This window comes from Paraburkholderia sp. A3BS-1L, assembly GCF_051125215.1.
Lineage (GTDB): Bacteria > Pseudomonadota > Gammaproteobacteria > Burkholderiales > Burkholderiaceae > Paraburkholderia.
Map to the genome: position 1 here is coordinate 3,044,058 of NZ_CP120442.1, position 20,537 is coordinate 3,064,594.

General features: G+C 60.0%; 17 protein-coding genes, 6 tRNA genes and 3 rRNA genes. 9 read left to right on the forward strand and 17 right to left on the reverse strand.

The window, feature by feature from the left end:
* Positions 1–175: 175 nt before the first annotated feature.
* The 15 genes from rplA to P5W99_RS13995 all read right to left on the reverse strand — a co-directional run bounded on the left by rplA (position 176) and on the right by P5W99_RS13995 (position 11,342).
* A complete protein-coding gene (gene rplA / locus P5W99_RS13925) occupies positions 176–871 on the reverse strand; it encodes a 50S ribosomal protein L1 (RefSeq protein WP_129563025.1) in 696 nt (231 codons plus the stop codon).
* Entirely contained in the window at positions 872–1,303 is a 432-nt protein-coding gene (rplK, locus tag P5W99_RS13930) for a 50S ribosomal protein L11 (protein WP_027821100.1), read from the reverse strand.
* Positions 1,304–1,492: 189 nt separating this feature from the next.
* Entirely contained in the window at positions 1,493–2,050 is a 558-nt protein-coding gene (gene nusG / locus P5W99_RS13935; RefSeq protein ID WP_027821101.1) for a transcription termination/antitermination protein NusG, read from the reverse strand.
* 1 nt (position 2,051) lies between these two features.
* Positions 2,052–2,432, reverse strand: coding sequence for a preprotein translocase subunit SecE (secE, locus tag P5W99_RS13940; RefSeq protein WP_183733352.1), 381 nt, complete (start codon positions 2,430–2,432; stop codon positions 2,052–2,054).
* Between the two features lie 37 nt (positions 2,433–2,469).
* A tRNA-Trp gene (locus P5W99_RS13945) sits at positions 2,470–2,545 on the reverse strand.
* Between the two features lie 70 nt (positions 2,546–2,615).
* A complete protein-coding gene (gene tuf / locus P5W99_RS13950) occupies positions 2,616–3,806 on the reverse strand; it encodes an elongation factor Tu (RefSeq protein ID WP_129563002.1) in 1,191 nt (396 codons plus the stop codon).
* Between the two features lie 109 nt (positions 3,807–3,915).
* Positions 3,916–3,990, reverse strand: a tRNA-Thr gene (locus tag P5W99_RS13955).
* A gap of 32 nt (positions 3,991–4,022) precedes the next feature.
* A tRNA-Gly gene (locus tag P5W99_RS13960) sits at positions 4,023–4,096 on the reverse strand.
* A 51-nt stretch (positions 4,097–4,147) separates the two neighbouring features.
* Positions 4,148–4,233 (reverse strand) — tRNA-Tyr (locus P5W99_RS13965).
* Positions 4,234–4,374: 141 nt separating this feature from the next.
* A 5S ribosomal RNA gene (rrf, locus tag P5W99_RS13970) occupies positions 4,375–4,488 on the reverse strand.
* Positions 4,489–4,657: 169 nt separating this feature from the next.
* Positions 4,658–7,537: ribosomal RNA gene (locus P5W99_RS13975) — 23S ribosomal RNA — on the reverse strand.
* Positions 7,538–7,829: 292 nt separating this feature from the next.
* Positions 7,830–7,905, reverse strand: a tRNA-Ala gene (locus P5W99_RS13980).
* Between the two features lie 49 nt (positions 7,906–7,954).
* Positions 7,955–8,031: transfer RNA gene (locus P5W99_RS13985), tRNA-Ile, on the reverse strand.
* 65 nt (positions 8,032–8,096) lie between these two features.
* Positions 8,097–9,629 (reverse strand): 16S ribosomal RNA (locus P5W99_RS13990).
* Together the 16S, 23S and 5S rRNA genes with 5 tRNA genes alongside form the textbook arrangement of a ribosomal RNA operon.
* A gap of 453 nt (positions 9,630–10,082) precedes the next feature.
* The gene (locus P5W99_RS13995; RefSeq protein WP_421024934.1) at positions 10,083–11,342 is read right to left on the reverse strand and encodes an SGNH/GDSL hydrolase family protein; all 1,260 of its coding nucleotides are present in this window, start codon (positions 11,340–11,342) and stop codon (positions 10,083–10,085) included.
* Between the two features lie 274 nt (positions 11,343–11,616).
* Between P5W99_RS13995 and paaA the strand changes: the two genes are divergently transcribed.
* The 8 genes from paaA (at position 11,617) to P5W99_RS14035 (ending at position 18,064) form a co-directional block, all read left to right on the forward strand.
* Positions 11,617–12,615 (forward strand): 1,2-phenylacetyl-CoA epoxidase subunit PaaA, encoded by a 999-nt coding sequence (gene paaA, locus P5W99_RS14000; protein WP_421024935.1) that lies wholly within the window; start codon positions 11,617–11,619, stop codon positions 12,613–12,615.
* Positions 12,616–12,644: 29 nt separating this feature from the next.
* Positions 12,645–12,929 carry a 1,2-phenylacetyl-CoA epoxidase subunit PaaB gene (gene paaB, locus P5W99_RS14005; protein ID WP_134747545.1) on the forward strand — a complete coding sequence of 95 codons (285 nt, stop codon included), beginning with the start codon at positions 12,645–12,647 and terminating at the stop codon, positions 12,927–12,929.
* Positions 12,930–12,939: 10 nt separating this feature from the next.
* Entirely contained in the window at positions 12,940–13,746 is an 807-nt protein-coding gene (gene paaC / locus P5W99_RS14010) for a 1,2-phenylacetyl-CoA epoxidase subunit PaaC (protein ID WP_421024936.1), read from the forward strand.
* Positions 13,747–13,782: 36 nt separating this feature from the next.
* Positions 13,783–14,310: a 1,2-phenylacetyl-CoA epoxidase subunit PaaD gene (gene paaD / locus P5W99_RS14015; protein WP_421024937.1), complete on the forward strand. Its 528-nt coding sequence runs from the start codon at positions 13,783–13,785 to the stop codon at positions 14,308–14,310.
* A gap of 1 nt (position 14,311) precedes the next feature.
* On the forward strand, positions 14,312–15,400 hold the full coding sequence (gene paaE / locus P5W99_RS14020; protein ID WP_421024938.1) for a 1,2-phenylacetyl-CoA epoxidase subunit PaaE: 1,089 nt from the start codon (positions 14,312–14,314) through the stop codon (positions 15,398–15,400).
* A 226-nt stretch (positions 15,401–15,626) separates the two neighbouring features.
* The gene (locus P5W99_RS14025) at positions 15,627–16,538 is read left to right on the forward strand and encodes a DUF1835 domain-containing protein (protein WP_421024939.1); all 912 of its coding nucleotides are present in this window, start codon (positions 15,627–15,629) and stop codon (positions 16,536–16,538) included.
* Between the two features lie 6 nt (positions 16,539–16,544).
* Entirely contained in the window at positions 16,545–17,147 is a 603-nt protein-coding gene (locus tag P5W99_RS14030) for a TetR/AcrR family transcriptional regulator (RefSeq protein ID WP_421024940.1), read from the forward strand.
* Between the two features lie 251 nt (positions 17,148–17,398).
* Positions 17,399–18,064 carry a GNAT family N-acetyltransferase gene (locus P5W99_RS14035; protein WP_421024941.1) on the forward strand — a complete coding sequence of 222 codons (666 nt, stop codon included), beginning with the start codon at positions 17,399–17,401 and terminating at the stop codon, positions 18,062–18,064.
* Positions 18,065–18,151: 87 nt separating this feature from the next.
* Here the strand turns inward: P5W99_RS14035 and P5W99_RS14040 are convergent, their stop codons facing one another.
* Positions 18,152–18,646, reverse strand: coding sequence for an Lrp/AsnC family transcriptional regulator (locus P5W99_RS14040; protein WP_421024942.1), 495 nt, complete (start codon positions 18,644–18,646; stop codon positions 18,152–18,154).
* A 143-nt stretch (positions 18,647–18,789) separates the two neighbouring features.
* On the opposite strand from P5W99_RS14040, the gene hppD reads away from it, so the two are divergent.
* On the forward strand, positions 18,790–19,887 hold the full coding sequence (gene hppD / locus P5W99_RS14045; RefSeq protein ID WP_421024943.1) for a 4-hydroxyphenylpyruvate dioxygenase: 1,098 nt from the start codon (positions 18,790–18,792) through the stop codon (positions 19,885–19,887).
* A gap of 144 nt (positions 19,888–20,031) precedes the next feature.
* Here hppD and P5W99_RS14050 read toward each other — a convergent pair whose 3' ends face one another.
* Positions 20,032–20,226 (reverse strand): hypothetical protein, encoded by a 195-nt coding sequence (locus P5W99_RS14050; protein WP_434661211.1) that lies wholly within the window; start codon positions 20,224–20,226, stop codon positions 20,032–20,034.
* Positions 20,227–20,537 lie beyond the last annotated feature (311 nt).

A 20,537-nucleotide genomic window follows, 5' to 3' on the forward strand; every position in this document is an offset into this window, starting at 1 on the left:
CATTAAGGAAGCACCCAACGACTGCGCCTCCACCAACGGTCTTTGACAACCGGTCGTGCGATGCAAACTGCCACCTCACAACCGCCCAAAGCCCTTTAAATCCGCGCTGCGATCCGCAGCAAACTTCGTTCCAGACCTCAGCGCGGCAAAACTGTTGCGACGCTTATTGCGGCAATCAGGCTGCCAGCGACGACTGATCGACGCGAACGCCGACGCCCATCGTGCTCGAGACAGCGATCTTGCGCAGGTACACACCCTTGCTCGTTGCCGGCTTCGCCTTGGTCAGCGCTTCGAGGAGCGCGTCCAGGTTGCTGCGCAGCGCGGTCGGCTCGAACGATGCACGGCCGATGGTCGCGTGAATGATACCGGCCTTGTCGACACGGAATTGCACCTGACCTGCCTTCGCGTTCTTGACCGCGGTAGCGACGTCCGGCGTCACGGTGCCGACCTTCGGGTTCGGCATCAGGCCGCGCGGGCCGAGGATCTGACCGAGCGTACCGACGACGCGCATCGTGTCCGGCGAAGCGATCACGATGTCGAAATTCAGGTTGCCGCCCTTGATCTGCTCGGCGAGGTCTTCCATGCCGACGATCTCTGCACCGGCAGCCTTGGCTTGCTCAGCCTTTTCGCCTTGTGCGAACACAGCGACGCGAACCGACTTACCCGTACCTGCGGGCAGCACGACCGAACCGCGAACGACCTGGTCCGACTTCTTCGCATCGATGCCGAGCTGAACTGCAACGTCGATCGACTCGTCGAACTTCGCCGTAGCGCATTCCTTCACGAGCGACAGTGCGTCGCCGATCGGGTACTGCTTCTGGCGGTCGATCTTGGCTGCGAGTGCCTTTTGACGCTTCGAAACCTTAGCCATTTACACGCCCTCCACGACGATGCCCATCGAGCGGGCGCTACCAGCGATCGTGCGGACCGCTGCATCCATATCGGCTGCCGTGAGGTCCGGCATCTTGGTCTTGGCGATTTCTTCGGCTTGCGCGCGCGTGATCGTAGCGACCTTGTCGGTGTGCGGCTTGGCCGAACCCTTGTCGACCTTCGCTGCCTTCTTGATCAGGACCGTAGCCGGCGGCGTCTTCAGGACGAACGTGAAGCTCTTGTCCGCAAATGCCGTGATGACGACCGGAATCGGCAGACCCGGTTCCATCGCTTGAGTCTGCGCGTTGAACGCCTTGCAGAACTCCATGATGTTCAGGCCGCGCTGGCCCAGTGCCGGACCGACCGGCGGCGACGGGTTGGCTTTACCTGCAGGAATCTGCAGCTTGATAAAGCCAATGATTTTCTTTGCCATGTTGAAAAAACCTCATTGGAACGCGTGAGCGTTCAGGTGAGTGATAGCGCGCTTTCGCCGCAATCTTCGCTGTGCCAACTACCGCACACAACCGCTGCGCTGGACTACTGGCGCTCCTCTACGGCCATAACGCGGACCGTAAGCGCGGAAAAACGGACCGCATCAGGGATGCGATCCGTCGTGTTCGATTTACAGCTTTTCGACTTGGCCGAATTCGAGTTCGACTGGTGTGGCGCGACCAAAAATTGTGACGGAGACCCGGACGCGCGATTTTTCGTAATTGACTTCTTCGACGCTGCCGTTGAAGTCCGTGAAAGGACCTTCCTTCACGCGGACCATCTCGCCGACTTCGAACAGGGTCTTGGGGCGCGGCTTCTCAACGCCTTCCTGCATCTGCGACATGATCTTTTCGACTTCGCGCGGCGAAATCGGACTCGGGCGATTGCGCGCCCCGCCGACAAAACCGGTCACCTTTGCCGTGTTTTTCACGAGGTGCCACGTTTCGTCCGTCATTTCCATTTCAACCAGGACATAGCCCGGGAAGAAACGACGCTCGGTCACTGATTTGTGACCACCCTTCACCTCGACCACTTCTTCAGTCGGAACGAGGATCTGACCAAACTTGTCCTGCATGCCGGCCCGATCAATGCGCTCCTGAAGCGCACGTTGCACGCTCTTCTCCATGCCGGAGTAGGCGTGCACCACATACCAACGCTTTCCGCTCGGGGATGCCGGTGTATCGCTCATATCATTTCCAACCCAGAATCGCCGAGAAAATCACCCACTCAATGGATTTATCGCAAACCCAGAGGAAGATGGCCATTACCAGCACAAAACCGAAGACCACCAAAGTCGTTTGCGTGGCCTCTTTGCGAGTCGGCCAGACGACCTTGCGAACTTCCTTGTACGAGTCTTTGGCAAACGCGATGAAGCTCTTGCCGGGCGCGGAGAGAAGACCGACTACCACCCCCGCGATCACGCCCACTGCGAGCGCTGCACCGCGGACATACCATTCCTGGCTACCGAGCCAGTAGAACCCTACGAACCCGGCCACAACCAACAATACACCTACCACAAGCATCAGCTTGTCGCTGGAAGTATTAACAGTTTCGACGGAAGGATTCGCCATAACACCTTAAAGCACAACGCGCCGAAGCGCGAGAAGTTGGCAGGGGCAGAGGGAATCGAACCCCCAACCTTCGGTTTTGGAGACCGACGCTCTGCCAGTTGAGCTATACCCCTAAACCATTTTGGGGTTGGCCGCATCGCCAACCCCGAAACCACTTAATCGATCAACGAGACTGGCAGAAACTTACTCGATGATCTTGGCAACCACGCCGGCGCCGACGGTACGGCCGCCTTCGCGGATTGCGAAGCGCAGACCTTCTTCCATCGCGATCGGAGCGATCAGCTTCACCGTGATCGACACGTTGTCGCCCGGCATGACCATTTCCTTGTCCTTCGGCAGCTCGATCGAGCCCGTCACGTCCGTCGTACGGAAGTAGAACTGCGGACGGTAGTTGTTGAAGAACGGCGTGTGGCGGCCGCCTTCATCCTTGCTCAGCACGTACACTTCAGCCGTGAAGTGCGTGTGCGGCGTGATCGAACCCGGCTTGGCCAGAACCTGGCCACGCTCCACGTCTTCACGCTTCGTGCCGCGCAGCAGGATACCGACGTTGTCGCCTGCCTGGCCCTGGTCGAGCAGCTTGCGGAACATTTCCACGCCCGTGCAGGTCGTCTTCACCGTCGGCTTGATACCGACGATTTCGATTTCCTCGCCGACCTTGACGATGCCGCGCTCGACGCGACCCGTCACCACCGTGCCGCGACCCGAGATCGAGAACACGTCTTCCACCGGCATCAGGAACGCGCCGTCAACCGCACGCTCCGGCGTCGGGATGTACGTGTCCAGTGCGTCGGCCAGGTTCATGATCGCCACTTCACCCAGCTCGCCCGTGTCGCCTTCGAGCGCCAGCTTGGCCGAACCCTTGATGATCGGTGTGTCGTCGCCCGGGAAGTCGTACTTCGACAGGAGTTCGCGCACTTCCATTTCGACGAGCTCGAGCAGCTCGGCGTCGTCGACCATGTCGCACTTGTTCAGGAACACGATGATGTAAGGCACGCCAACCTGACGGGCGAGCAGGATGTGCTCACGCGTTTGCGGCATCGGGCCGTCAGCGGCCGAGCACACCAGGATTGCGCCGTCCATCTGTGCCGCGCCCGTGATCATGTTCTTCACGTAGTCAGCGTGGCCCGGGCAGTCGACGTGTGCGTAGTGGCGGTTAGCCGTTTCGTACTCGACGTGCGCGGTGTTGATGGTAATACCACGTGCCTTTTCTTCCGGTGCTGCGTCGATCTGGTCGTACGCCTTGGCCTCACCGCCGAACTTCTTGGTCAGAACCGTCGTGATCGCTGCCGTCAGCGTGGTCTTGCCGTGGTCAACGTGACCGATCGTGCCCACGTTCACGTGCGGCTTGGTCCGCTCAAACTTACCCTTGGCCATTTTCGACTCCTAAGAGGATTTTTCCGTACGTTGCGCGGGGCGCGCAAACAATCACTGGTTGCTGCTGCCTGCTCGATGCGAGGCCTCTGGAGGCCTGCTAGATACCGGCTGGTGCCCATGGGCAGGATCGAACTGCCGACCTCTCCCTTACCAAGGGAGTGCTCTACCACTGAGCCACATGGGCGAAAACTGCTCTAAAACCGCTTAATACTTCGCTGGAGCGGGTGAAGGGAATCGAACCCTCGTCGTAAGCTTGGAAGGCTTCTGCTCTACCATTGAGCTACACCCGCAAGGATTTGCCGACTCTTCGTCAATTCCCGACACTAACTACAACTGAATTCTGGTGGAGGAGGTTGGATTCGAACCAACGTAGGCGTAAGCCAACAGATTTACAGTCTGCCCCCTTTAGCCACTCGGGCACCCCTCCGTAGAGAACTGATGATTGTGGGGGAACATCCGAACCGTGTCAAGCACTTTATTCGGCGCTGAACCCACAACGCTCTCACTTATAGGGAGAGCGGAAAAGCAAAAACCCCGGCTTTTTAGGGCCGGGGTTTCGCAATAAGGAGCCTGACGATTACCTACTTTCACACGGGCAATCCGCACTATCATCGGCGTGGAGCTGTTTCACGGTCCTGTTCGGGATGGGAAGGGGTGGGACCAGCTCGCTATGGTCATCAGGCATGACGGGTTGCTGCGTCGCACGGGTTTGGGTGAACCTGGCGCCACAGCCAATCGGGAAGAAGCGTAAAGAGGTGCTGTTTCTTGGGGTTGTGTTGTTTCCGGCACAACACCGATCTCTCAACCTGCGCGTCCTTCACTCCACACCGGGAGGAAGACACACCTGTTATAGGATCAAGCCTTACGGGCAATTAGTATCAGTTAGCTTAACGCATTACTGCGCTTCCACACCTGACCTATCAACGTCCTGGTCTCGAACGACCCTTCAAGGGGATCAAGTCCCCGGGGAAGTCTCATCTTGAGGCGAGTTTCCCGCTTAGATGCTTTCAGCGGTTATCTCTTCCGAACATAGCTACCCGGCAATGCCACTGGCGTGACAACCGGTACACCAGAGGTTCGTCCACTCCGGTCCTCTCGTACTAGGAGCAGGCCCCCTCAAACTTCCAGCGCCCACGGCAGATAGGGACCAAACTGTCTCACGACGTTTTAAACCCAGCTCACGTACCTCTTTAAATGGCGAACAGCCATACCCTTGGGACCGGCTACAGCCCCAGGATGAGATGAGCCGACATCGAGGTGCCAAACACCGCCGTCGATATGAACTCTTGGGCGGTATCAGCCTGTTATCCCCAGAGTACCTTTTATCCGTTGAGCGATGGCCCTTCCATACAGAACCACCGGATCACTATGACCTGCTTTCGCACCTGCTCGACTTGTCAGTCTCGCAGTCAAGCACGCTTATGCCATTGCACTATCAGCACGATTTCCGACCGTACCTAGCGTACCTTCGTACTCCTCCGTTACACTTTGGGAGGAGACCGCCCCAGTCAAACTGCCTACCATGCACTGTCCCCGACCCGGATCACGGGCCAAGGTTAGAACCTCAAACAGATCAGGGTGGTATTTCAAGGACGGCTCCATGCAGACTGGCGTCCACACTTCACAGCCTCCCACCTATCCTACACAAACCGGTTCAAAGTCCAATGCAAAGCTACAGTAAAGGTTCATGGGGTCTTTCCGTCTAGCCGCGGGGAGATTGCATCATCACAAACACTTCAACTTCGCTGAGTCTCGGGAGGAGACAGTGTGGCCATCGTTACGCCATTCGTGCAGGTCGGAACTTACCCGACAAGGAATTTCGCTACCTTAGGACCGTTATAGTTACGGCCGCCGTTTACCGGGACTTCAATCAAGAGCTTGCACCCCATCATTTAATCTTCCGGCACCGGGCAGGCGTCACACCCTATACGTCCACTTTCGTGTTTGCAGAGTGCTGTGTTTTTATTAAACAGTCGCAGCCACCAGTTTATTGCAACCCCTTCACCCTCGGAGCGCAGGCTCCTCAAGCTACCAGGGCGTACCTTATCCCGAAGTTACGGTACCAATTTGCCGAGTTCCTTCTCCCGAGTTCTCTCAAGCGCCTTAGAATACTCATCTCGCCCACCTGTGTCGGTTTGCGGTACGGTTAATGTTGAACTGAAGCTTAGAGGCTTTTCCTGGAACCCCTTCCAGTTGCTTCGCTTCCGAAGAAGCTCGCGCCACACCCTTGAATTACGCGCCCGGATTTGCCAAAGCGCCTTCTCCAATGCAGCGACCGGGACTTCCAACACCCGGACAACCTTCCGCGATCCGTCCCCCCATCGCATTCAACACTAGTGCAGGAATATTGACCTGCTTCCCATCAGCTACGCATTTCTGCCTCGCCTTAGGGGCCGACTCACCCTACGCCGATGAACGTTGCGTAGGAAACCTTGGGCTTACGGCGAGGGGGCCTTTCACCCCCTTTATCGCTACTCATGTCAGCATTCGCACTTCTGATACCTCCAGCACACTTTCCAGTGCACCTTCGCAGGCTTACAGAACGCTCTCCTACCATGCACATAAATGTGCATCCGCAGCTTCGGTATATGGCTTAGCCCCGTTACATCTTCCGCGCAGGACGACTCGATCAGTGAGCTATTACGCTTTCTTTAAAGGGTGGCTGCTTCTAAGCCAACCTCCTGACTGTTTTAGCCTTCCCACTTCGTTTCCCACTTAGCCATATTTGGGGACCTTAGCTGGCGGTCTGGGTTGTTTCCCTCTTGACACCGGACGTTAGCACCCGATGTCTGTCTCCCGTGATTGCACTCTTCGGTATTCGGAGTTTGCTATGGCGACGTAATCCGCAATGGACCCATCAACCATGACAGTGCTCTACCCCCGAAGGTGATACACGAGGCACTACCTAAATAGTTTTCGGAGAGAACCAGCTATTTCCAGGTTTGTTTAGCCTTTCACCCCTATCCACAGCTCATCCCCTAACTTTTCAACGTTAGTGGGTTCGGTCCTCCAGCACGTGTTACCGTGCCTTCAACCTGGCCATGGATAGATCACCTGGTTTCGGGTCTACACCCAGCGACTAATCGCCCTGTTCGGACTCGCTTTCGCTACGCCTGCCCTATTCGGTTAAGCTTGCCACTGAATGTAAGTCGCTGACCCATTATACAAAAGGTACGCCGTCACCCCTTGCGAGGCTCCGACTGTTTGTATGCATGCGGTTTCAGGATCTGTTTCACTCCCCTCCCGGGGTTCTTTTCGCCTTTCCCTCACGGTACTGGTTCACTATCGGTCGATCACGAGTATTTAGCCTTGGAGGATGGTCCCCCCATCTTCAGACAGGATTTCACGTGTCCCGCCCTACTTGTCGCATCCCTAGTTCTTCCATTCCGTTTTCGTCTACAGGGCTATCACCTGCTATGGCCGCACTTTCCAGAGCGTTCGACTAACGGTACAGATAAAGAATGCAGGCTGATCCCATTTCGCTCGCCACTACTCTGGGAATCTCGGTTGATTTCTTTTCCTGCGGCTACTTAGATGTTTCAGTTCGCCGCGTTCGCTTCACGTGACCTATGTATTCAGTCACGGATACTCCATTCGGAGTGGGTTTCCCCATTCGGACATCTCCGGATCAAAGCTTGTTTGCCAGCTCCCCGGAGCTTTTCGCAGGCTACCGCGTCCTTCATCGCCTGTGATCGCCAAGGCATCCACCACATGCACTTGTTCGCTTGACCCTATAACGGGTGCGTCTCTCGACTCACTCGCTACAGGCTGAGTTTTCGCGTTGTGCCGTATTCCAAAGCCCTCTTTCGAGGAACTTAAAAATACATCGATACAATCACAACCCTGATTCACCTACTCCACACCCATCTCTAAGTGTGTTTCAGATAAATCTCTTTACTACTTCTTCCTGATTGTTAAAGAACGACAGCCGATACGTTTTCACATACCGCTCTGACTGGCTCAATCGCCAATGCAAAACTCCCTGCATTTAACTGCTCCTGCAGGATGCTGTGCATTAGGGATTGGTGGAGGATGACGGGATCGAACCGACGACCCCCTGCTTGCAAAGCAGGTGCTCTCCCAGCTGAGCTAATCCCCCAGTCATGCATACTCAAGGGGGTTACCAGTCAGCCACCGCGCAGACAAATTGGTGGGTCTGGATGGATTCGAACCATCGACCCCCGCCTTATCAAGACGGTGCTCTAACCGACTGAGCTACAGACCCCTGAGTCTGTCTTTTCTACAGCCGACAAGTGTGAGCGCTTCAATGAACTTCGCAATGAGCTCTGGAAAGGAGGTGATCCAGCCGCACCTTCCGATACGGCTACCTTGTTACGACTTCACCCCAGTCATGAATCCTGCCGTGGTGACCGTCCTCCTTGCGGTTAGACTAGCCACTTCTGGCAAAACCCACTCCCATGGTGTGACGGGCGGTGTGTACAAGACCCGGGAACGTATTCACCGCGGCATGCTGATCCGCGATTACTAGCGATTCCAGCTTCACGCAGTCGAGTTGCAGACTGCGATCCGGACTACGATCGGTTTTCTGGGATTGGCTCCACCTCGCGGCTTGGCAACCCTCTGTTCCGACCATTGTATGACGTGTGAAGCCCTACCCATAAGGGCCATGAGGACTTGACGTCATCCCCACCTTCCTCCGGTTTGTCACCGGCAGTCTCCCCGGAGTGCTCTTGCGTAGCAACTGGGGACAAGGGTTGCGCTCGTTGCGGGACTTAACCCAACATCTCACGACACGAGCTGACGACAGCCATGCAGCACCTGTGTGACGGCTCCCTTTCGGGCACTCCCGGCTCTCACCAGGATTCCGTCCATGTCAAGGGTAGGTAAGGTTTTTCGCGTTGCATCGAATTAATCCACATCATCCACCGCTTGTGCGGGTCCCCGTCAATTCCTTTGAGTTTTAATCTTGCGACCGTACTCCCCAGGCGGTCAACTTCACGCGTTAGCTACGTTACCAAGCCAATGAAGGCCCGACAACCAGTTGACATCGTTTAGGGCGTGGACTACCAGGGTATCTAATCCTGTTTGCTCCCCACGCTTTCGTGCATGAGCGTCAGTATTGGCCCAGGGGGCTGCCTTCGCCATCGGTATTCCTCCACATCTCTACGCATTTCACTGCTACACGTGGAATTCTACCCCCCTCTGCCATACTCTAGCGATGCAGTCACCAATGCAGTTCCCAGGTTAAGCCCGGGGATTTCACATCGGTCTTGCATCACCGCCTGCGCACGCTTTACGCCCAGTAATTCCGATTAACGCTTGCACCCTACGTATTACCGCGGCTGCTGGCACGTAGTTAGCCGGTGCTTATTCTTCCGGTACCGTCATCCCCCCGGGGTATTAACCCAGAGGTTTTCTTTCCGGACAAAAGTGCTTTACAACCCGAAGGCCTTCTTCACACACGCGGCATTGCTGGATCAGGCTTGCGCCCATTGTCCAAAATTCCCCACTGCTGCCTCCCGTAGGAGTCTGGGCCGTGTCTCAGTCCCAGTGTGGCTGGTCGTCCTCTCAGACCAGCTACGGATCGTCGCCTTGGTGAGCCTTTACCCCACCAACTAGCTAATCCGCCATCGGCCACCCCAATAGCGCGAGGTCTTGCGATCCCCCGCTTTCATCCTAAGATCGTATGCGGTATTAATCCGGCTTTCGCCGGGCTATCCCCCACTACTGGACATGTTCCGATGTATTACTCACCCGTTCGCCACTCGCCACCAGGTGCAAGCACCCGTGCTGCCGTTCGACTTGCATGTGTAAGGCATGCCGCCAGCGTTCAATCTGAGCCAGGATCAAACTCTTCAGTTCAATACCTGTTACTGTTTTCTGTCCCTCTCGAGACAGGTCGCTCACTCAAAGCTGACAGGTTCTGAATAAATTCAAAAACCTGACTTACTTTTGTGTGAGACTCTTGATACTTTCGCTACTCCCGGTCATCCCCGAAAGAATCACCAGGTCACGAAACCCATCAAGCGCCCACACTTATCGGCTGTAAATTTTTAAAGATCGCGTCGCACAAGACACCGGAACTACTTCAAACCACCCGGCGCTTTCTGCGTTGCTGCGTCAGCAGCAGAGAAACGAGATTATGCAGACTCTTTCGCGTTTCGTCAACATCTTTTTTAACGTCGCCGTTTAAAAACTGATGACTTCACGCCCCGCCGTTTCTCGCGGCAGGCTTCGCTGCCGGACTTCAGCGGGCGAAGGGGGCGAATCTTAGCGCTAGCGAAACCGATGCGCAAGCCCCTCCGGGTAAATTTCTCACTTCCCGACCAGCGCGGCCAGTGACACGGCATTCGCCATCGCGGCGTAGCCCGCGTCGCTCGGGTGTATATGGTCGCCGCTGTCGTATTCGCTGCGCAGGCGCAGCGGATCAGCCGGGTTGCGCAGCGCCGCATCGAAGTCCACCACGCCGTCGAATGCATGACTCGTGCGGATCCACTCGTTCACTTTCGCACGGATCGCTTCGCGCTCCGGCGGCAGTGCTGCGGGCGTGAGCGTCGCGCCGAGAATGCGTACGCCACGCGCGTGCGCCGCCGCAATCACACGCCGATACCCGGCGATCAGATCATCGGCATTCACGTGCGTATGCGGAGAATCGCAGTCGAGGCCAGAACGCGCCGGCATCGCCTGGAAGTTGATGTCGTTGATGCCGATTAGCAGGACAGCCGTCCTCACGCCCGGACGCAGCGCGTCGCGCCCGAAGCGGCGCTCGAGTGCCTCGCCATAGCACGGCGAGTCGCTCAATAGACGGTTGCCGCTGATCCCCATGTCGATCACGGCCAAATTGGCGCCCTGCTCGCGAGCGAGACGGCGCGCCAGCGCATCGGGCCAACGCCGGTTTTCATTGAGCGAGGATCGCATGCCGTCGGTGATGGAGTCGCCGATCGCGGCAATCGTCAACGCCCCCGGCGCCTCGACCGCCAGCCCCGTTACCCACGCGTATTGCGTGAAGCGCTGCGTGAACGCGCCAATAGACGGATCAGCCACGTGGTCGCCGGGCCGGGACACATAATTCAACTGATTTGCTACCCGATGCCAGGCGACCATCTTCTGCTGCGCTCCCATGTAGGTGCTGACCGCATACGGCGCGCCGCGCTTCAGGCCAATTCGAACCGGATCGCTATCGAGATCGGCGCCGGGCGGCAATGACACCGACGTCCGCCCGCCAAACGTCACTCGCACCGTTCCGGCCTCGCCGACTGCCGCGCCCCCGGCAGAAGGCGCAATCGCCATTGCCTCAATCACCAGCGGCGTGCGTCCATAGAGATTGCTGATATGCACGCGAGCCACCTCGCCACCGAGCGTCGGATAGACGATCTGCCTGACTGTCCGGCCAGCAACGTCCGGCGCACGATAGAGCGGCGGCAGCGCATCGCGTTGCGGAATGGCCTGAAGCGGCGTCGCCCAGCTCGTCACCCATGGGGCGCCAGAAGGCTGTTCGGCAAAAAGGGGCGTGGAACAGGCGAGTGCGGCGAGCAGCGCGGAACCAGCCGCGGTGGTGACGAGGGAAATCTTCATCCGGGAGCGAGGGGGAGTAACGGGCAAAGCGCTCATTGTGCCGCATAGCCCGGCCCGCGACCTTCCATCCTCCCGACAAAAGCAGTGCCCGACGGCAGCGCAAGCCACGCGCTAAATTCGCCTGGCCCGGCCTTCCATCCGCTAAAACTCAGTAGCGGAGCATCCGACGTTCACTCGAGACCCGGGCTCCTTTTGACAAAGCGCAAAAAATTGATTTACCGACCGGTCGGTTGGTTTATACTGCGCCATACCCAACACCGACGAGAGCGTCTTCATGTACACGCAATCCCTCGACATTCCCGGCAATGTCGCCCCGCTCGATGCGGACGCGGCCTCGCCAGAGCAGGCGCAATTCGACGCCATCATGGCCGCGGACGGCAAGATCGAGCCGCAGGACTGGATGCCCGAAGCCTATCGCAAGACGCTCGTGCGCCAGATTTCGCAGCACGCGCACTCGGAAGTGGTCGGCATGCTGCCGGAAGGCAACTGGATCTCGCGCGCGCCGAGCCTCAAGCGCAAGGCCATCCTGCTCGCCAAAGTGCAAGACGAAGCGGGCCACGGCCTCTATCTCTATAGCGCGGCGGAAACGCTCGGCGTTTCGCGCGACCAGTTGGTCGATGCGCTCCACGCCGGCAAGGCCAAGTATTCGAGCATCTTCAATTACCCGACGCCCACGTGGGCCGATGTCGGCGTAATCGGCTGGCTCGTCGACGGCGCCGCGATCATGAACCAGATCCCGCTGTGCCGCTGCACCTACGGCCCATATGCACGCGCGATGATCCGCATCTGCAAGGAAGAGTCGTTCCACCAGCGCCAGGGCTTCGACGCCCTGCTCGCCATGATGCAAGGCACCGAAGCGCAGCGCGAGCTGGTCCAGCAGGCGGTGAACCGCTGGTGGTGGCCGGTGCTGATGATGTTCGGCCCGAGCGACGCCGATTCGGTCCACAGCAACCAGTCCGCCAAATGGGGGATCAAGCGCATCTCCAACGACGATCTGCGCCAGAAGTTCGTCGATGCCACGGTCGAGCAGGCCAAGGTGCTCGGCGTCACGCTGCCCGACCCCGATCTGAAATGGAACGAGGCACGCGGCCACTACGATTACGGCACGATCGACTGGGAGGAATTCTGGCGCGTCGTGAACGGCGACGGTCCGTGCAATCGCGAGCGTCTCGGCACACGCGTCAAAGCGCACAACGAAGGCGCGTGGGTACGCGAAGCCGCCCTCGCCCACGCCGAAAAGCAGCGTCAACGCGCCGAAAAGCACGCCGCATAACCCATACACAGGAAGCAAGGAGATCCACGATGAACAAGGAATGGCCAATCTGGGAAGTGTTCGTGCGCAGCAAACAGGGCCTCGACCACAAGCACTGCGGCAGCCTGCACGCCAGCGACGCGTCGATGGCGCTGCGCATGGCGCGCGACGTCTACACGCGTCGTCAGGAAGGCGTGAGTATCTGGGTGGTGCCGTCGTCGGCGATCACGGCTTCGGATCCGGGCGAGAAGGCCGAACTCTTCGAGCCGGCCGGCGACAAGATCTATCGCCACCCGACCTTCTACACGCTGCCTGACGAAGTCAACCACATGTAAGAGCGCCAACATGACGACGCCCACGCAAGAACATCTGGCATATGTGCTGCGCCTCGCCGATACGGCACTGATCCTCGGTCAGCGCAACACGGAATGGTGCGGCCACGGTCCGATTCTCGAAGAAGACATCGCGCTCGCCAACATGAGTCTCGACCTGATCGGCCAGGCACGCATGCTCTACACGCACGCCGCCACGCTCGAAAAGACGCTCAACGGCCGCGAACGCACCGAGGACGATTACGCCTACTTCCGCGCCGAGCGCGAATTCGCGAATTACACGCTCGCAGAACTGCCGCACTTCGGACCGCTCGTCGGCACCACGCATTCGTCCAACGATTACGCTGTGACGATCGTGCGCAACTTCCTCTACGCCTCGCTGATGGCCCATCTGTGGACCGCGCTGCTGCGCTCCGCCGACCCGCAGCTGGCCGCGATCGCCGAGCGCTCGATCAAGGAAACGCGCTACCACGTCCATCATGCGCGCGAGTGGCTGATCCGCTTTGGCGACGGCACGGAGGAGTCGCACGGCCGCGCCCAGGCCGCGCTCGACTGGCTGATGCCGTACACGCGCGAGTTCTTCAGCACCGACGCCGTGGAAACGGCTGTCGCCGAAGCCGGCATCGCGCCGCTCACGGCGCAGTTCGAAGCCGCGTGGCGCGCCGATGTGGAAGCCGCGCTCGAAGAGGCGACGCTCACCATGCCCGCGCCTGTGAAGCACATCACGACTGGCAAGCTCGGCGAGCACTCGGAACACATGGGCTACGTGCTCGCCGAGATGCAGAGCCTCGCGCGCCAGCATCCCGACGCGCGCTGGTAAGCCGCTCTCGCACCCACGCCTGAAGAGGAAGTCACGATGCAAGCGACAGCAGATCACGCGCTCGAACGCGCCTGGGAAGTGCTGGAATCGGTGCCAGATCCGGAGATCCCGGTCGTGTCGATCCGCGAACTGGGCATCCTGCGCGACGTGCGCCGCGCCGCCGACGGCCAGATCGAAGTGGTCATCACGCCCACGTATTCGGGCTGCCCGGCGATGTCGCAGATCGCCGAAGACGTCGCGCACGCGCTCGATATCGCAAAGCTCGCGCCGTACCGCATCGCGACCACCCTTACGCCGGCATGGACCACCGACTGGATCACCGACGCAGCGCGCGAGAAGCTGCGCGCCTACGGCATCGCGCCGCCCACGGGTAACTGCGGCAGCGGCGCGGCCGCCGGCGAGCAGCCGATCACGTTCATGCCGAAGCCGCTGCCCGCGCCCGCCTGCCCGCACTGCGGCTCGCACCATACCGAGCGCCTCGCGCAATTCGGCTCGACCGCGTGCAAGGCGCTGTACCGCTGCATCGACTGCCGCGAACCCTTCGACTACTTCAAACCGTACTGATATGGCCACTCCGCAATTCCATTCGCTGCGCATCCGCGAAGTGCGGCCCGAAACCGCGGACGCGGTCTCTGTCGCTTTCGAAGTCCCACCGGAGCTGCGCGACGCGTATCGCTTCACCCAGGGGCAGTTCGTCACGCTCAAGACCCACATCGAAGGCGAGGAAACGCGCCGCTCGTACTCGATCTGCGTCGGCGTGACCGACTACGACCGCGACGGCGAGCTGCGCATCGGCATTAAGCGCGTGCGCGGCGGCCGCTTCTCGAACTTCGCGTTCGAGCAGCTTGCGCCGGGCCACGAAATCGACGTGATGACGCCCGATGGCCGCTTCTTCACGCACCTGAACGCCGAGCACGGCAAGCACTATGTGGCGTTCTCGGGTGGCTCGGGCATCACGCCGGTGCTCGCTATCATCAAGACAACGCTGGAAACGGAGCCGCGCAGCGCGTTTTCGCTGGTGTACGGCAATCGCAGCGTCGACCAGATCATGTTCGCCGAAGAGCTGGAGGACCTGAAGAACCGTTACATGGACCGCTTCCGGCTTTATCACGTGCTTTCCGACGACATCCAGGACGTCGAGCTCTTCAACGGCGTGCTCGATCAGGCCAAATGCGCGGAGTTCCTGGCGACGCTGCTGCCGGCCGACGAAATCGACGAGGCGTTCATCTGCGGCCCGGCGCCGATGATGGACGCCGCCGAAGCCGCGCTCAAGGCGGCGGGCGTGCCGCAGCAGAAGGTGCATGTCGAGCGCTTCGGCTCGCCTCTGCCGCAAGCGGGCGTGCCGGCGGTCGAGATCACCGAAAGCACACCGGCCGCCGACCTGGAGATCGTCATCGATGGCAAGAAGCGCAAGCTGCGTCTGCCCTACGAGGGCGTGAGCCTGCTCGATGTCGGCCTGAAGGCGGGGCTCGCGCTGCCCTACGCTTGCAAGGGCGGCGTGTGCTGCACCTGCCGCGCGAAGGTGCTGGACGGCGAAGTGAAGATGGACAAGAACTACACGCTCGAAGAGCAGGAAGTCCGGGATGGGTTCGTGCTCACCTGCCAGTGCCATCCGGTCAGCGAGCGCGTGGTGGTGAGCTTCGACGAGCGTTGATGAAAGCGGCGGGGCCTGTTCGCGCCCCGCCACACGGTCCAGCGTCATCAGGATTGGCGAATAAGCCTTAGATTAACGCCACGCTTTCGGCCCTCAGGCGATCCGCTTACACTAGGGGCCGCCCGCCGGTGTTGCAGCGCAACGCTGCACACTCGCGGGCGGCCCTTTTGTCTTTGGCGCGCTTTCGGGCGCCTTCGGCGTTCGCCCCGAGCGCAACGAGTTGTCGATGACCACGATCCACCTCATCCACGGCGAGCCGGCAGCGGCTGCGCTGCGCCAGGCCCTCCTGGCCCATGAAGCTTCGCGCGGCAGCGAAGCCGCCCCCGCAGCGGGCACGGCCGGGCACGTGATCGCACTGGCCGACGACCTGACGGTCGGGCCGCTGCGCGACATCGACGAGGCCGGCGACCCGGGTGCCGCACAGCGCGCGGCGTTCTGGCAGCGCCTTGGCGGTATGCGCGAGACGCTCGTGCAGGACGACTGCGTGGCGCTTGCGGCCCTGGAGGCCGCCGATTCTCACGTGGTGATCTGGCACACGCCCGACGCCGCCGACCAACTCGCGCTGCGGCGCATCTGCTACCGGCTGCGCACCGCGCCGCAGCGGCTGAACGAGGTGCGCCTCGCAGCCGACGACCTGAGCGGGCCGCCCAGCGCCGCTGCCGCACGCCTCCTTGCGCATCTTCCGGACGCCGCGCCGATTTCGGTGCTGCGCATCACCCGGCTCGCGCTCGAGTGGCAGGAAGCGAAATTCGCCAACGGCGAAACGCGCCGGTGGCGCAACAATACGTTCACGAGCGGCACGTGGGCCGATCTGGATGCCCGAATCCTCGAGATCCTTGGCGCGGCCACCCTTGAGGATGCGCATGCCATGCCTGGCGCAGCTGGCGCCCCTTGGCTCGCATGCGACACGCTCGGCGCAGCGCTCGCGCGCCGCGGCGCGGGCTTCAAGGTTGGCGAGCCGCTGGTGCTATGGCGCCTGCGCGAACTGGCCGCAGCAGGCGAATTGCGTCTGCGCGACGACATGTGCGCCGCATGCCCAGGCGTCGCTGAAGCCGGCGCCGACGCTGCCGCCCACCACTCGCGCGCCGCGCACCCCTCGCTCTCTTACACCGCAGTCCATCTTTTCCTTTCCCGCTGAACTCCCATGGCACGCACCCGAGCGCCCGACCACGAAACGCAACGCGACCAGATTCTCGAGCTCGCGGCAGCCAAGTTCGCACAGACGAGCTACCCGAGCACATCGATGTCCGATCTCGCAGCGGCGAGCGGGACCTCGAAAGCGCGCCTCTATCACTATTACGAGAGCAAGGAAGCCATCCTCTTCGATCTGCTCGACCGCTACACGAAGCGACTGATGTTGATCATCGCGGAGGTCGAAGGCGCCAGCCAGCGGCGGGGCCTGGACGAGCGCGAGACGTTCGCCGAGCTGATCCGCGCATTCCTCGCCGAATACGAGACCTCGCACAGCCGCCATGTGGCGCTGCTCAACGACGTGAAGTATCTCGTCGACGCACAGCGCGAGATCGTCCTGAACCGCCAGCGCGACGTGGTCGCCGCGTTCACACGCCAGCTCGCGCGCGCCTATCCGGACCACGTCACTACAGAGAACCAGACCTCGCTGACCATGATGGTGTTCGGCATGATCAACTGGACGTTCACCTGGCTCAAGCCGGGCGGACGCATGGGCTACCGGGACTTCGCGGAGCAGGTCATTGAGATGATCGACCACGGTCTGAAGGCCGCCTGACCAGCCGCGGTTTTTTAGATCGGATTGATGCAACGCAACAAGACATGCCGACACAATCGTTGATTCGTCAAATTATCCAAAAATAATATCCGTTAAAAATCAATAGATTACGACTGAATTCAGAAAAATTAGACGCAACCCTCAGACCAAAAATACGGGTTTTCCCTAGATCGCACCCAGGGTTTCCGCTAGAATCCGTTTTGCATCGCATCATGCATGCGCTGCACCTCGCATTCTAAGGAGAACCCATCATGACCCAGCATCCGACCCCAACCAACGAGCCCATCCTGCCGTCCGGCCGCTCGCTGTCGTCCGGTCATTCGCCGGCCATGGTGCGCGTCCTCACCTCCGCCGATCGCGAGCGCTTGCTGACCCACTTCCTCGCGCTCGACACCGAGGACCGCCTCCTGCGCTTCGGCCAGGCAGCACCGGACCACGTGATCGAAAACTACGTCCGCTCGATGGACTTCACCCGCGATACCGTCTTTGGCGTGTTCGACCATCAGCTGCAACTCATGGGCGTCGGCCATCTGGCCTATCTGCCTGCAGACGGCAACGGCCGCACGGCCGAGTTCGGCGTCTCCGTGCTCGAATCGGCGCGCGGCCAGGGCATCGGCACGAAGCTGTTCGAGCGCGCCGCTATTCGCAGCCGCAACACGCACGTCACGACGCTCTATATGCACTGTCTGTCGCGCAACTCGACCATGATGCATATCGCGAAGAAGTCAGGCATGAAGATCGAGTACGCCTACGGCGAAGCCGATGCGTACCTCTCGCTCAAACCCGCCGATCAGAGCAGCATCATCGCGGAAATGCTTCAAGAGCAAGCGGCGGTGTTCGACTACGCGCTCAAGCGCCAGGCTCGCCAGGCGTCCAGACTGATCGAGACGATCCTCCCGCAAGCGGTTGCGGCGTGACTCCTGCCCCGTTGGGTGAAGTAGATCGGAAAAAGCGGCTTCGGCCGCTTTTTCACCATCTGCGGGGTGGAATCGGCGCGCAAAGGCTCAAAGGATCGGCAACGCCGTCGTCTCCTTGAAAGTCTGAAGCGAGAAGCTCGACTTCACGTCGATCACGGACGAGTGATGCAGCAACTGGTCCTGCACGAAGCGAGAGAAATGCGCCATGTCCTCAACCTGTACGCGCAGCAGGAAATCCATGTCGCCCGTCATTGCGTGGCACGCCACCACTTCCGGCCAGGTCTGCACCGCCGCCCGAAAGAGCTCCGCGTGGGTGACACCTTCACGCCCCGCCGCTGTGGGCCCGCGCTTTTCCAGCCGCACGTTCACGTAGGCCAGCAGGTCGAGCCCGAGCTTCTGCGCGTCGAGCAACGCCACATAACTCCGTATCACGCCGATCTCCTCGAGCCGCCGAATACGCCGCAAGCATGGGCTTGGAGAGAGATTCACACGCTCGGCAATTTCCTGATTCGAGAGCCGACCATTCTCCTGAAGAATCGCCAGAATCCGCCGGTCGATCGCGTCTAATTCAATGCTCGCCATTTTCTGCCATCTCATGTATCGATAATGGCAGTTTATAGCGCAAATCACTGGCTGACAGACTCAACTCGCAAGCTTTTGCCCAATCTGGACAGCTACACTTTGCCGCACGAAATCACCATTCCGCGATCGGCAAGGAGACAGCCATGCAAGTCCCTCATTGGGAGAACCCCGTCGGCACCGACGGCTTCGAGTTCATCGAATACACCGCGCCGGATCCCAAGGCGCTCGGCAAGTTGTTCGAACGCATGGGCTTCACCGCCGTTGCGCGCCATCGGCACAAGGACGTGACGCTTTACCGCCAGGGCGACATCAACTTCATCGTCAACGGCGAGCCGGATTCGTTCGCACAGCGTTTCGCGCGCCTGCATGGCCCGTCGATCTGCGCGATTGCGTTCCGCGTGCAAGACGCCGCCAAGGCGTACAAGCACGCGCTCGAACTGGGCGCCTGGGGCTTCGACAACAAGACCGGCCCGATGGAGCTGAACATCCCGGCGATCAAGGGCATCGGCGACTCGCTGATCTATTTCGTCGACCGCTGGCGCGGCAAGAACGGCGCGGCGCCGGGCAGCATCGGCGACATCAGCATCTATGACGTCGACTTCGAGCCGATTCCGGGCGCCGAGCAAAACCCGACGGGACATGGCCTCACCTACATCGACCACCTCACGCACAACGTGCATCGCGGCCGCATGAACGAATGGGCGGAGTTCTACGAGCGCCTCTTCAACTTCCGCGAAATCCGTTACTTCGACATCGAAGGCAAGGTGACGGGCGTGAAGTCGAAGGCAATGACCTCGCCCTGCGGCAAGATCCGCATTCCGATCAATGAGGAAGGCGGCGAGACGGCCGGCCAGATCCAGGAATATCTCGACGCGTACCACGGCGAAGGCATCCAGCACATCGCGCTCGGCACCAATGACATCTACCGTACGGTGGATGGCCTGCGCGCCTCGCAGATCGCGCTGCTCGATACGATCGATACCTATTACGAACTTGTGGACCGCCGCATTCCGAATCACGGCGAGCCGCTGGACGAACTCAAGAAGCGCAAGATCCTGATCGACGGGATGCCTGAAGACCTGCTGCTGCAGATTTTCACCGAGAACCAGATTGGGCCGATCTTCTTCGAGATCATTCAGCGCAAGGGGAATCAGGGCTTCGGCGAGGGCAACTTCAAGGCGCTGTTCGAATCGATCGAACTCGACCAGATCCGCCGCGGCGTGGTGAAAGACAAGGCCTGAGCCTGACGAAATTCCACGCTTCAGTATGCAAAAAGGGCGAAGATCGCATGATCTTCGCCCTTTTTAGTTTTGGAATCCGCCGCCGCACACCCCGCAACGGATTCGGATGAATGGAATGCTGCGCGGATCAGCGCGGCATCGGGATCAACGTTTGACGCTCGGCCCGACCTTCACAGCCGGCGTGGTGTTCGAGTCAGCCTTTGCACACAGCGTGTACTGCGCGCACGACGTCGATGCATTCGCGCCGCTTTTCGTGCTGGCGTTCGAATGCAGGGGCGCGCTCATGGCGAAGAACGCGGCCGAGACCATCAGGAAGGTCTGGATATGTCGATTGTTCATGCGGTACTCCTATTTTGAAACAACCTTTCACTGCGCAATGGCACGTTCGCACCCTGAATTTCTCGGGCGCGTCGCGGTTTGCACAAATGAGGGAGTGAGAGAGGATATTCAAGAATCGCCCGCTGCGGTGCAACTTTTACATGCCGTTACCTCGCGCCCAACTCCGACGCATCCTTTGTTACACGGCCCCTTCAGGCCTTTCAGCGTCCTTACCCGGCCACTGAATTCGGCCCGACAGAGCCCGGTGACGCGCACGATTCATGCAGGGTTTCCCGTGGGGGCGGCGGGTTTGCCCGAGTGCTACCATCGCT